Origin of the sequence: Microbacterium sp. NPDC057741 (genome assembly GCF_042798735.1) — a bacterium.
Taxonomy (GTDB): domain Bacteria; phylum Actinomycetota; class Actinomycetes; order Actinomycetales; family Microbacteriaceae; genus Microbacterium.
Window position 1 is genome coordinate 405,818 of sequence record NZ_JBHVJW010000001.1, and the last position, 12,524, is coordinate 418,341.

12 protein-coding genes are annotated in these 12,524 nt (G+C 68.9%); 9 read left to right on the plus strand and 3 right to left on the minus strand.

Features of this window, described 5'->3' with window-relative positions; genetic code table 11:
• Positions 1 to 924 carry a phosphotransferase family protein gene (locus tag ACFVDO_RS02015; RefSeq protein WP_378857314.1) on the minus strand — a complete coding sequence of 308 codons (924 nt, stop codon included), beginning with the start codon at positions 922 to 924 and terminating at the stop codon, positions 1 to 3.
• Between the two features lie 32 nt (positions 925 to 956).
• Between ACFVDO_RS02015 and ACFVDO_RS02020 the strand changes: the two genes are divergently transcribed.
• The 9 genes from ACFVDO_RS02020 to ACFVDO_RS02060 all read left to right on the plus strand — a co-directional run bounded on the left by ACFVDO_RS02020 (position 957) and on the right by ACFVDO_RS02060 (position 10,563).
• Positions 957 to 1,835 (plus strand): DUF402 domain-containing protein, encoded by an 879-nt coding sequence (locus ACFVDO_RS02020; protein ID WP_378857312.1) that lies wholly within the window; start codon positions 957 to 959, stop codon positions 1,833 to 1,835.
• A 76-nt stretch (positions 1,836 to 1,911) separates the two neighbouring features.
• Positions 1,912 to 2,673 (plus strand): YebC/PmpR family DNA-binding transcriptional regulator, encoded by a 762-nt coding sequence (locus tag ACFVDO_RS02025; protein ID WP_378857310.1) that lies wholly within the window; start codon positions 1,912 to 1,914, stop codon positions 2,671 to 2,673.
• A gap of 76 nt (positions 2,674 to 2,749) precedes the next feature.
• Entirely contained in the window at positions 2,750 to 3,328 is a 579-nt protein-coding gene (ruvC, locus tag ACFVDO_RS02030) for a crossover junction endodeoxyribonuclease RuvC (RefSeq protein WP_378857308.1), read from the plus strand.
• A gap of 9 nt (positions 3,329 to 3,337) precedes the next feature.
• Complete coding sequence (ruvA, locus tag ACFVDO_RS02035) at positions 3,338 to 3,946, plus strand: Holliday junction branch migration protein RuvA (protein WP_378857306.1); 609 nt, start codon at positions 3,338 to 3,340, stop codon at positions 3,944 to 3,946.
• Positions 3,939 to 4,967: a Holliday junction branch migration DNA helicase RuvB gene (gene ruvB, locus ACFVDO_RS02040; RefSeq protein WP_378857304.1), complete on the plus strand. Its 1,029-nt coding sequence runs from the start codon at positions 3,939 to 3,941 to the stop codon at positions 4,965 to 4,967. Before ruvA ends, ruvB begins: the two co-directional genes overlap by 8 nt.
• Positions 4,968 to 5,042: 75 nt before the next feature.
• The gene (yajC, locus tag ACFVDO_RS02045) at positions 5,043 to 5,465 is read left to right on the plus strand and encodes a preprotein translocase subunit YajC (RefSeq protein WP_378857302.1); all 423 of its coding nucleotides are present in this window, start codon (positions 5,043 to 5,045) and stop codon (positions 5,463 to 5,465) included.
• A 36-nt stretch (positions 5,466 to 5,501) separates the two neighbouring features.
• Positions 5,502 to 7,241, plus strand: a complete 1,740-nt coding sequence (gene secD, locus ACFVDO_RS02050) for a protein translocase subunit SecD (RefSeq protein WP_378857300.1) — start codon at positions 5,502 to 5,504, stop codon at positions 7,239 to 7,241.
• Positions 7,241 to 8,230, plus strand: a complete 990-nt coding sequence (gene secF / locus ACFVDO_RS02055) for a protein translocase subunit SecF (RefSeq protein ID WP_378857298.1) — start codon at positions 7,241 to 7,243, stop codon at positions 8,228 to 8,230. Before secD ends, secF begins: the two co-directional genes overlap by 1 nt.
• 83 nt (positions 8,231 to 8,313) lie before the next feature.
• Entirely contained in the window at positions 8,314 to 10,563 is a 2,250-nt protein-coding gene (locus ACFVDO_RS02060) for a RelA/SpoT family protein (protein ID WP_378857296.1), read from the plus strand.
• Here ACFVDO_RS02060 and ACFVDO_RS02065 read toward each other — a convergent pair.
• Both ACFVDO_RS02065 and ACFVDO_RS02070 read right to left on the minus strand, forming a co-directional pair.
• Complete coding sequence (locus ACFVDO_RS02065) at positions 10,542 to 11,102, minus strand: hypothetical protein (protein WP_378857293.1); 561 nt, start codon at positions 11,100 to 11,102, stop codon at positions 10,542 to 10,544. The two genes, ACFVDO_RS02060 and ACFVDO_RS02065, sit on opposite strands and share 22 nt — an antisense overlap.
• Before the next feature lie 71 nt (positions 11,103 to 11,173).
• Positions 11,174 to 12,460, minus strand: coding sequence for a DUF349 domain-containing protein (locus tag ACFVDO_RS02070; protein ID WP_378857342.1), 1,287 nt, complete (start codon positions 12,458 to 12,460; stop codon positions 11,174 to 11,176).
• Positions 12,461 to 12,524: the final 64 nt, after the last annotated feature.

The following is a 12,524-nucleotide window of genomic DNA, read 5'->3' on the forward strand; positions in this document are numbered from 1 at the left end:
TCACAGCAGCTCGTCGAGCCAGCGCAGGATCGGGTCAGCCTGGGCGCGCTGGAACGCCCGCAGCCCGGGCAGCTCGGGGATATCGGGGTGCCCCTGGTTCCACCACAGGAACGACGCGAACGCGGAGATGACGGGCAGCAGCCGGGTCGCGTCCGGCGCGCCGTGATCGCGAAGCACCTGCCAGGTCTCGGCGCATGTCGGGCCGCCGGACATCTCGATCGATGGCACCAGCAGCGGTCCGTCCAGCCAGGGCACGCCCCGTCGGGCATGCGGCCAGTCGATGAAGCGCGCGCGATCGCCGTGGATGAGGATGTTGTCGGCGCGCAGGTCGCCGTGCGCGAGCGCGGTACCCGCGAGTGCAGCAGGCAGCGAAGCCTCCAGAGTCAGCAGCTGCGGCATCCGCCTCAGCAGGCTGTGGGGCAGGGACGCTGTGAGCGCCGCGTCGGCCGCGATCTGCTCCCAGCGTGCGAAGTGGGGGAGCATCGAGCGCTTCGCAGGTGGGATCGCATCAGCGGCGGTGACGGCGGCGAGCCGCGCGATCTCCGCGGCGATCGCGTGCAGCTGTCCGGCGGTCCACGGGTCGCCCGGATGCGTGCCTGGCACGACCTCGAGGATCAGCGCGGTACCGGCTTCGTCATCGATGTCGTGCAGCAGCCGCGGGGCGAGCCCGGAGGGCACGGCCCGAAGCATCCGGATCTCGCGACGCAGGAAAGCACGCGAGTCCGCATGCCCGTCGGCGGCGATCGCCTTGACGAAGACCGCACGCTCGACGGAACGGACGATCCCGGCGTAGCCGGCGCTGAACCCTCCGTGCGCGGGGGAGTCGGACGCGTAGCCGCCGCCGAGAACCGACTCGACCTGCGTGCGCAGTGCGGCCGGCAGCGACGACCAGTCCGGTCGCAGTCGGTCGGCACCCGCTTTCATGTCCACGAAGCTAGCAGCGGTAGCGTGAGCCCATGCGACTTCCCCTCGGATCGACCGATGTCAGCGCGAGCGGCGGAAGCGCCGTCCTCACCGGGCGCAGGGGAGAGCCCTGGAGCGGTGTCGCCTCGGCTCCCATGCCGCTCACGAGCGCGATCGATCTGCTTGCGGCGTACGGCGACGCAGCGTCGCACGGCGACCCTGCGTTCGACACGTCCGTGTCCTCCGCCGACACGGACGCTCCGCGCTTCGCGCCCGGCGCGCCGATCCTCTGGCGGTACGGGCGCTACATCGAGACAGCACGCGTCGTCCGTGACGACGAGCGAGGACTGGTCGCCTGGATCCCGTCGGGCTCCGCGCGACTGGTGTCGATTCCTGCGGACGGTCGTCCACCGCGGGAGGTTCCCCTTGAAGAGCGCTTCAGCGTGCCGTGGCGCATCGAGGAGTCGCACTGGCGCGGCCCCGGCGTCGTGCGCGTGGCACCGGCCGGCCGGCCGTGGTCGGTCTGGTTCTTCCGTTCCGAGGACGGTGCGCCCGACGGCGCCTACGTGAACCTCGAGCTCCCGCATCGACGGATCAGCGGAGAGAACGCCGGCATCTTCTCCCGCGATCTCATCCTCGACCTGTGGATCGACGCGGGGCACCCCGGCAGTGAGGACATCTGGGTGAAGGATGCCGATGAGCTGGCGGCTGCTGTGCAGCAGGGGCGCTTCACCGCGGAACAGGCCGAGGCCGTGCGTGCGCTCGCCGACCATGCGGTGGACGAGTTCGTCGCATCCGGTGCGTGGCCGCTCGACGAGGACTGGGATCTCTGGACGCCGACTGCAGAGCTGGATCTTCCCGTGCGGCTGCCGCACACCGATGCGATGGACGCCGCTCGCGGGCGGTCGGGCCGCACCAGCCTCGAAGGCTGACAGCGGAACGTTCGCGATTCGTTAGAATGGACGATGCCCTGGAGGCGACTCCGGGAGACGAGACGAGCGGAGACTTATGTCCGGGCATTCCAAGTGGGCCACGACCAAGCACAAGAAGGCGGTCATCGACTCGCGCCGTGCCAAGTCGTGGGCCAAGCTCATCAAGAACATCGAGGTCGCTGCGAAGCTGGGCGGCCCCGACCTCGCAGGCAACCCGACGCTGTTCGACGCGGTGCAGAAGGCGAAGAAGACCTCTGTTCCCAAGGACAACATCGATCGCGCCGTCAAGCGCGGTGCCGGCATCGGCGGCGAGTCCGTCGAGTACTCCTCGATCACGTACGAGGGCTACGGCCCGAACGGCGTCGCGCTGATGATCGAGTGTCTGACCGACAACAAGAACCGTGCGGCGGCCGAGGTGCGCACCGCGCTGTCCCGCAACGGCGGCACTCTCGCCGACCCCGGTAGCGTGGCCTACAACTTCACCCGCAAGGGCGTCATCGTGGTCAGCTCCGAGGGGACCACCGAGGACGACGTCATGATGGCGGCTCTCGAGGCGGGCGCCGAGGAGATCGAGCCGCACGCTCAGGGCTTCGAGGTCATCACAGAGGCCACCGACCTGGTCGCCGTGCGCTCTGCACTGCAGGAGGCCGGCATCGACTACGAGTCGGCCGACGTCGAGTTCGTGCCGAACCTCAAGGTCGAGATCGACGCCGACGCGGCGCGCAAGATCTTCCGCCTCATCGACGCCCTCGAGGACAGCGACGACGTGCAGAACGTCTTCAGCAACTTCGACCTCCCCGCCGAGGTGCAGGCGGAGCTCGAGAACGACGACGAGTGACCTGACCGACGCTGGTCGACAGAACCCCCGGGCGCGCCTGCGTCCGGGGGTTCTTCGTCATAACTAGCCTGGGGGAGTGACCTCTCTGCGCGTGCTCGGCATCGACCCCGGCCTCACCCGGTGCGGCGTCGGCGTCGTGGACGTCGACCGCGCGCGCCGAGGCACGCTCGTGCACGTCGGGGTCATCCGCACGCCGATCGATGCTCCGATCGGCGAGCGCCTCGCCGCGGTGGCCGCGGGCATCCGCGAGGTGCTCGAGACGCATCGGCCAGACGCCGTGGCCGTGGAGCGCGTGTTCGCGCAGCAGAACAGCCACACCGTGATGGGCACGGCGCAGGCGAGTGGCGTCGCCCTGCTGCTCGCGGCGGAGGCCGGCCTGCCGGCCGCCACGCACACGCCGAGCGAGGTGAAGGCCGCCGTGACCGGCTACGGCTCTGCGGACAAGAAGCAGGTGCAGTCGATGATCGCCCGCATCCTGCGTCTCGACACCCCTCCGCAGCCCGCGGATGCCGCGGACGCGCTCGCGATCGCGCTCTGCCACGCCTGGCGGCGGGATGCCTCGGCACCGGCCTCAGGAGGCGGGCTCACGCGCGCCCAGCAGGCCTGGGCCGACGCGGAGCGTGTCGCTCGAACATACGTACGATCCGCCCGATAGGGTGGACGCATGATCTCCTCCCTGCACGGCGTCGTCCTGCACGCCGACTCGGGCCACGTCGTCATCGAGACTGGGGGAGTCGGCTTCGCCGTCTTCGTCCCCGCCGACGTCGCGCACACCGCGGTCGCGGGGGAACGGATGCTGCTGCACACCAGCCTCATCGTGCGCGAGGACGCCCTCACGCTGTACGGTTTCGCCGATCGTGACGAGCTGGAGATCTTCGGCCAGCTGATCAGCGTGACCGGCGTCGGTCCGAAGTCTGCGCTCGGAGTGCTCTCGCACCTCACCGTCGACCAGATCGCAGCAGCGGTCGGGGACGAGGACGACGCTCCGTTCCGCCGGGTGTCGGGCATCGGCCCGAAGACAGCCAAACTCATCGTCGTGCAGCTCGCAGGCAAGGTGAAGCCGCGGGTCGCGGCCGCGCCCGCAGCCGCCGCGGCACCGGGCGTCACCGATCAGGTCGCCGCCGCGCTGGTCGGACTCGGCTGGTCCGAGAAGGTCGCGGCCGAGGCAGCGGAGCAGACCGCGGCCGACGCGACCGATGCCGAGCGGGAGTCCGTGTCCGCGCTGCTGCGCCGCACCCTCGCCGCCCTCGGCCCCGGAGCTGGCCGTGGCTGAGCCCAGAGACGCCGCAGAGGCGCTCGACGAGACCGAACTGGCGATCGAGGGGGCGCTGCGCCCCTCGAGTCTTTCCGAGTTCGTCGGACAGCCCAAGGTGCGTGGGCAGCTGCAGCTGCTGCTGCAGGCGGCACGCATCCAGGAGCGCCCCGCCGACCACATCCTGCTGGCCGGCCCTCCCGGCCTCGGCAAGACGACGCTCGCGATGATCGTCGCTCACGAGAGCGAGCGGCCGCTTCGCCTGTCCAGCGGTCCGGCCATCCAGCATGCCGGTGATCTCGCGGCGCTGCTGAGCAGCCTCATGCCCGGCGAGGTGCTGTTCATCGACGAGATCCACCGCATGGCGCGCTCCGCCGAGGAGATGCTCTACCTCGCGATGGAGGACTTCCGGATCGACATCATGGTCGGCAAGGGCGCCGGCGCGACCAGCATCCCGCTGGAACTGGCGCCGTTCACCCTGGTCGGCGCGACCACCCGCTCGGGCCTGCTGCCCAACCCGCTCCGTGACCGGTTCGGGTTCACCGGGCACCTGGAGTTCTACGGCGAGGACGAGCTGGAGCAGGTCATCGCGCGCTCGGCCGCGGTGCTGGGCGTGCGCCTGCCCTCCGACGCCCTCTCCGAGATCGCCCGTCGCTCGCGCGGCACGCCCCGCATCGCCAACCGCCTGCTGCGCAGAGTGCGCGACTACGCGCTCGTGCACGGCGAGGCGCACACCGCATCGATCGAAGACGTGCGTGCGGCGCTCGAGCTGTACGACGTCGACGCGATCGGCCTGGACCGGCTCGACAGGGCCGTGCTCGACGCTCTCGTGCGCCGCTTCGGCGGCGGACCGGTGGGGCTCAGCACGCTCGCCGTCGCAGTCGGAGAAGAGGCCGAGACCGTCGAGAGCGTCGTCGAGCCGTACCTCGTGCGCATCGGCTTCCTTGGGCGAACGCCCCGCGGCAGGATCGCCATGCCAGAGGCCTATGCGCATCTCGGCATGGCCCGCCCCGGCGGGGGCGCATTGTTCGATGACCTATAATCGCTGAAGACTTAGCATCCCCCTAACAGCGCGCCCCACTGTCGGCGTGCGCGCGTCGGAAAGGCCCACCCCGCCATGGAAATCATCCTCTTCGGACTGCTCGCGCTTCTGCTCGTCTTCATGTTCTTCAACACCCGCAAGCGGCAGAAGGCGATGAAGGCGGAGCAGGAGGAGAAGGCCACCAAGACCGTCCCCGGCGCCAAGGTGCTCCTGCAGGGCGGTCTCTACGGCACGATCGTGTCCTTCGACCCGGAGAACCTCGACAAGCCTGCGCAGGTCGAGATCGCTCCCGGGACCGTGATCGAGGTGCACAGCCAGGCGATCCTCCGCATCGTCGACCCGACCGAGGGTGCACCGGCGGACGACGCCGAGGTCGAGGACGCTCCCGCCGTGGACACCGTCGCCGACTCCGAGCTCCCCGACCCGAACCACGTCGAGACCCCGGAGGAGACCCGCGCGCGCCTCGAGCGCAACGAGCGCGGCGACTCCGACAACTGACCCGCGGCTTCACAGCGCACGAGAAAGCGGCAATTCGTGGCATCCACCTCTCCGACCCGCCACGCGTGGCGGGTCCTCCTCGGTCTGCTCATCGTCACGGCGGTGCTGTTCAGCATCAACGCCGTCGGCGTGTTCCTCGGCAAGAGCTCGTGGGCTCCTGAGCTGGCGCTCGACCTGCAGGGCGGCACCCAGATCATCCTGAGTGCGCAGACCGCCGACGGTTCCGACCCGACGCAGGAGCAGCTCGACCAGGCGGCGGCGATCATCCGGCAGCGTGTGGACGCGTCAGGTGTCGGTGAGACCGACATCACGACCGAGGGTGGCCGCAACATCGTGGTCCAGATCCCGGGTGTCGCCGATGACGCGACGCGCGAGCGCATCGCCGCGAGCGCCCAGCTCGAGCTGCGCCCGGTGCTCGCGACGACCGAGCCCACCAACACCTTCGTCGGTGAGGACGGCAAGACCACGCCGTATCCGACGCCGGATGCCACGATGAACGCGACGCCGACGGCCAAGCCGACCGACGCGAGCGACCTGTCCTGGATCACCGACAAGCTGAAGGCGGCGTTCCTCAGCTACGACTGCGCCAACCCGGCGAAGGATCCGGCGACTGCGCCGAAGGACGAGCCGCTGATCGCGTGCAGCGTCGACGGACAGGCCAAGTACCTCCTCGGACCCACAGAGCTGACGGGCACGGCGATCACCGATGCCCAGGCCGGCCGCGACCCGCAGTCCGGCGTGTGGATGGTGCAGCTGGAGATGGACGCCAAGGGCACCAAGGCCTTCGCCGACGTCAGCCAGCGCCTCTACAACTTCAAGCTGCAGCAGCAGAGCCCGCGTGACCAGTTCGCGTTCGTGCTCGACGGCAAGGTCATCTCGGCCCCGGCCATGCAGGCGGTCATCGCCAACGGCAAGCCGTCGATCTCGGGCAGCTTCACTCAGGAGACCGCGAAGACCCTCGCCGACCAGCTGCGCTACGGCGCACTCCCGCTGAGCTTCAAGGTGGAGAGCAACCAGTCCATCTCGGCGACGCTCGGCTCGCAGCAGCTGCAGATCGGTCTGATCACCGGTCTGATCGGCCTGGGTCTGGTGGCGATCTACTCGCTGCTTAGCTACCGCGCGCTCGGCTGGGTGATCATGGCGTCCATCGGCGTGATGGGCGTTCTGACCTACATCATCATCTGCATCCTGGGCTGGCGCATGGGCTTCCGCCTGTCGCTGGCCGGTGTCGCGGGTCTGATCGTGTCGATCGGATTCACCGCGGACTCGTTCATCGTCTACTTCGAGCGAATACGAGACGAGTTGCGAGACGGCAAGTCCATCACCGGCGCGGTGGAGGACGGCTGGGCTCGTGCGAAGCGCACGATCTACATCTCGAAGTCGATCAACATCCTCGCCGCCGTCGTGCTGTACATCCTCGCGGATGCCACGGTGAAGGGCTTCGCGTTCACGCTGGGTCTGACCACTCTGATCGACGTCTTCATCTTCGTGATCTTCACGCACCCGGTGATGCAGCTGCTCGCCCGCACGAGGTTCTTCGGCGGCGGACATCCGCTGTCGGGCCTCAACCCGGAGGAGCTCGGCGCGGTCTATCGCGACCGGACGGAGTTCCGTCAGGTGCAGACCGCGTCCAGCGGCAAGGCGGCCCGCACCAAGGCGTCGCGCGGCGAGGCCGAGCGTCGTCAGACCATCGCCGAACGCAAGCGCGCTGAGGCCGTCGCCGGAGCGCCCGATGGCGGTGCCTCCGCCGAGTCCGGAAAGGACGGGGACGCCTGATGTTCTCCTTCAATGAGTTCGGCAACAAGCTCTACTCCGGGAAGCTGTCCTTCCCGTTCGTCCAGAAGCGCAAGCTGTGGTTCATCATCGCCATCGTGCTGGTGGTGGGATCCATCCTGGTGCCGCTGTTCCGCCCGATCCAGTTCTCGATCGAGTTCACCGGCGGCTCGCAGTTCGTCGTGACCGCGCCGGCCAGCACGAATCAGGATCTGGCGACCGAGGCAGTGCAGTCCGTCGTGCCGGATGCCACGGCCAAGGTCGTGGTGGTCGACGGCAAGAACGTCCGCGTGCAGACCTCGCAGATGTCCGCGAAGGAGACCAACCACGTCGCGGACGCGCTGGCCGAGGCGTACGACGTGCCGGTCGACCAGGTGAGCAAGTCGTTCATCGGCCCCGCCTGGGGTGAGGGAGTGACGCGCCAGTCCCTGTGGGGGCTCGCGATCTTCCTCGCGCTGACGTTCCTGATCCTCGGCATCTACTTCCGCACCTGGAAGATGTCGGCCGCGTCGATCGTCGGCCTGCTGGACGTGCTCATCATCACGGTGGGCGTCTACGCCCTGGCCGGGTTCCAGATCTCGCCCGCGGCGGTGATCGGATTCCTGACGATCCTCGCGTACTCGCTGTACGACACCACGGTCGTGTTCGACAAGGTGCGTGAGAACACGACAGAGGACGGCGAGACGCTGGCGCGCACCTTCGGCGAGTCCGTGAACCTCGCCGTGAACCAGACGCTCGTGCGCTCGATCAACACCGCGATCATCGCCGCACTGCCCGTCGGCGCGATCCTGTTCATCGGTGCATTCTGGCTGGGCGCCGAGACGCTGACCGACATCTCGCTGTCGATCTTCGTCGGCATCATCGTTGCCACGTACTCGACGCTGTTCGTCGCCGCGCCGCTGTACGCGTTCTTCCGCCAGAACGAGTCGGGCATCCTGGCCCACGACAAGAAGGTGCTGAAGGCGCGCGAGCGCGCCGTGCAGGCGGCCTGAGCATCTCTCTCGAGTGACGGGGCCGCGGAATCTCTCCGCGGTCCCGTCACGCGTAGGATGAACTGACCCGGAGGTGTGAGCGTATGGCCGATCCGCAGACGACGACGCAGACTTCGAGCCTGCGCAGGCTCGTGCCGCGGATCTTCTCGCGCGCTCCGCGGAACAACGACCTCGACAACCTCATCCGCACGGTGCGGGTCAATCACCCCCGCGGCGACCTGCCCATCATCGAGCGGGCGTACAACGTCGCGAAGGAGAAGCACGAGGGACAGCTGCGTCAGAGCGGCGAGCCCTACATCACGCATCCGCTGGCCGTGGCGCAGATCCTCGCAGAACTCGGCCTCGGCCCCCGCGCCGTCGCGGCGGCCCTGCTGCATGACACCGTCGAGGACACCGGCTACCCTCTGAACGAGCTGCAGGAGACTTTCGGCGACGAGGTCGCCATGCTGGTCGACGGCGTCACGAAGCTCGACAAAGTCAAGTACGGCGAGAGCGCCCAGGCCGAGACGGTCCGCAAGATGATCGTCGCGATGTCGAAGGACATCCGCGTGCTGCTCATCAAGCTCGCCGACCGGCTGCACAACGCGCGCACCTGGGGCTTCGTCCCGCCTGAGAAGGCGGCGAGGAAGGCCAAGGAGACCCTCGAGATCTACGCGCCGCTCGCGCATCGCCTCGGTATCCAGACGATCAAGAGCGAGCTGGAGGACCTCTCCTTCGCCGTGCTGCATCCGAAGATCTACGCCGAGATCTCCAGCCTGATCGCGCAGCGCACCCCGCAGCGCGAGAAGTACCTGCAGCAGGTGATCGAGGCGATCGACGAGGACCTGCGCGACCTGCGCATCCGCGGCAAGGTCGTCGGGCGGCCGAAGCAGTTGTACTCCGTCTACCAGAAGATGGTCGTGCGAGGTCGCGAGTTCGACGACATCTACGACCTCATCGGCATCCGCGTGCTGGTCGGCTCCGTGCGCGACTGCTATGCCGTGCTCGGTGCGATCCACGCCCGCTGGACGCCGCTGCCCGGTCGATTCAAGGACTACATCGCCACCCCGAAGTTCAACCTGTACCAGTCGCTGCACACCACGGTGATCGGCCCCAGCGGCCGCACCGTCGAGATCCAGATCCGTACCCACGAGATGCACCAGCAGGCGGAGTTCGGCGTCGCCGCGCACTGGATGTACAAGGAGCGGATGAACGGGGGCAGAGCCGACGGCAAGCCGATGGACACCGAGATGGCCTGGCTCGCGCACATCTCCGACTGGCAGGCCGAGACCGCCGACCCGAGTGAGTTCCTCGACTCGCTGCGCTTCGAGATCGGCGCCAAGGAGGTGTACGTCTTCACCCCGAAGGGACGGGTGATCGGCCTCCCCGCCGGCGGAACGCCCGTGGACTTCGCCTATGCCGTGCACACCGAGATCGGTCACCGCACCATGGGAGCGAAGGTGAACGGTCGCCTCGTTCCGCTCGAGACCGAGCTGCACAGCGGCGACGTGGTAGAGGTGTTCACCTCGAAGAATCCGGATGCCGGGCCCAGCCAGGACTGGCTGACATTCGTCAAGAGCACTCGTGCGCGTAACAAGATCCGCGGGTGGTTCACGAAGGAGCGCCGCGAGGAGGCGATCGAACAGGGCAAGGAGGCCATCGCGCGTGCGATGCGGAAGCAGAACCTTCCGCTGCAGCGACTGATGAGCCAGGACTCCTTCGCCCAGGTCGCCCAGCAGCTCCGCTACGAGGATGTCTCCGCCCTGTACGCGGCCGTCGGCGAGGGGCACATCTCCACCCAGCACGTGCTGGAGAAGGTCACCGCCCTGGTCGGCCCCGAGGACACATCCACGGGCGCCATCGATCTGCCGGGCCAGGTGACGACGAAGGAGCCGCGCGGGGGCGACTCGGGCGTTCTGGTGCGAGGCGCCAATGACATCCTGGTCAAGCTCGCCCGGTGCTGCACCCCGGTGCCCGGCGACCCGATCGTCGGCTTCGTCACCCGAGGCAGCGGTGTGTCCGTGCACCGCGCGGACTGCGTGAACGTGAAGGCGCTCAGCGCCGACCCTGCGCGCTTCGTCGACGTCGAATGGGCGCCCACCACCAAGAGCGTGTTCCGAGTGCAGATCCAGGTCGAGGCGCTCGACCGGTCCGGGCTGCTGTCGGATGTCACACGGGTGCTCAGCGAGCATCACGTGAACATCCTGTCGGCCACCGTCACGACCACCGATGAGCGTCTCGCGCTGAGTCGCTTCGTGTTCGAGATGGGTGATGCGGTGCATCTGGACCGGGTGCTGAACGCGGTCCGCCGCATCGACGCGGTCTACGACGTCTACCGCGTCACCACCTCCTGATCGATCAGCTTCTCCAGAAGCTCGACGGCGGCGCGCTTGCCCGGCGCGCGCGTTCGCGCGCGGATCGAGTCCCGGGCGCGGAGCGCCGGCGCGGGATGGACGTCGACGAGTGCGCGAAGCCAGCGCGCGCTCTCGCCGTCCCGTCGCGCGGCGAAAGCCAGCGACATCGCGACGACCTCGATCCTGGCGACAGGGATGCCGGCGAAGCGGACGAGCTGTTCCGGTTCCAGCGCCGCCTCGTGCGTCACGGTCCGTGGTCCCGGTCGCAGGCGTGCGGCCGCGGGATCCGCGCGGCAGACATGATGGCGGGCGGGCGGCTGGTCACCGGCACCGTGCACCCACGCCGCAGTCGGGCCGCACAGCGCACCGCCCGGCGGGATCACCGTCGCGAGCGAGAGCGCACGTGCCTCCGGGCTCTCGACGGTGTCGGCAGGGATGTACGCCTCGCCGACCTCGACCACGTGCCCGTCCAGTCGTGCTGCCCCCAGCTCGGTCAGGCTGAGCCTGTCACCGGGGGAGTAGATGAGGATCGGATGCACCCTGACAGTTTGATGCCGGTGCCCCCGTAGCGGGGACACCGGCATCAGACTGTGGATAAGCTCCTGCGGGATCAGCCGCCGAGCGCGTTCAGCCAGGCCCGGCGGGCCTCGAGAGCGTCCTTCGCATCCTTCGCTGCCTTCGCGTTGCCGGCCGCCTCAGCAGCGGCGAGCTCGGCCTCGAGCTTCTCGATGGCCTCGACGAGCTGCGAGCTCATGTCGTTCGCGCGCGCCTTGGTCTCGGGGTTGTTGCGCTTCCAGTCGACGTCCTCGCGACCCTTGAGCGCCTGCTCGACACCGCGCATCCTGTCGTCCAGCGCGCGCTCCCGCTCGCGCGGGAAGATGCGGCCGACCTCGTCCCACTGCCGCTGGATGCGGGTGAGCAGCGCACGCGCCTTCTTGATGTCGGACTCGTCGGCCACGGCCTTGGCCTCGACCAGCAGGGCCTCGCGCGCATCGATCTTCGGAGCGGAGTCGGCCTCCTCGGCCGCCGCCTGCTCGGCGCGTGCCTGGTACAGCGCGTCACCGGCGGCCTTGAACTTCGCCCAGAGGGCGTCGTCGGCCTTGCGGCCTGCGCGGCCGGCGGCCTTCCACTCGTCGAGCAGCGCGCGGTACGCCGGGATGCCGTCGACGCCACGCGGGGCGAGCGCCTCGGCACGCTCGACCAGTCGGGTCTTGGCATCGCGAGCAGTGCGGTGCGTGTCGTCCAGGTCGGAGAAGTAGGCACGACGCGCCTTGTCGACAGTGGAGCGGGCGTCGCGGAATCGCTTCCAGAGCTGCTGGGCGGTGCCCTTGGGCAGCCGGGGGCCGGTCTGCTGATGCGCCTGCCACTGGTCGAACAGGGCCGTCATGTCTGCCGTGACCTGCTTCCACTGCACCTTCGAGAGGTCGAGGGCGGCGATCCGCTCCGCCTCCTCGACGATGGTTGTGCGCTGGGCGATCGCGGCGTCCACGGCCTCCTTGGCGGCCTGCGCCTCCTGCGCAGATGCCTCGGAGAGCGACTCGAGCAGCGTGTCGACGCGGGCGCGGAGTCCGGCGAGGTCTCCCACCGCCGCCGCATCGGTCAGCTCGCCGACGATGTGCTTCGCCTGCTTGGAGAGATCGGCGGCGGATGCCTCACCGGTCTGCACGCGCTTCTCGAGCGTGGTCACCTTGACGGCGATGTCGTCGTACTTGCGCACGAAGTAGGCGAGCGCCTCGTCGGCGGTGCCGTCGGGGTACTGGCCGACGGCGCGCCAGTCGTCGCCCTCACGCACCTCGACGGTGCCGTCCTCGACGACACGGCCCCACTCGGCGGCATCTGACGCGACCGCCGCGGCGGGGGCGATGGGCTTCGCCACCAGCTTCGGCGGCGTCGGCATCGGGACGCGAGGGGGTGCGGGGACAGGGGGAGTCGGCTTCGACGGCTCGGACACGGTGATCTCC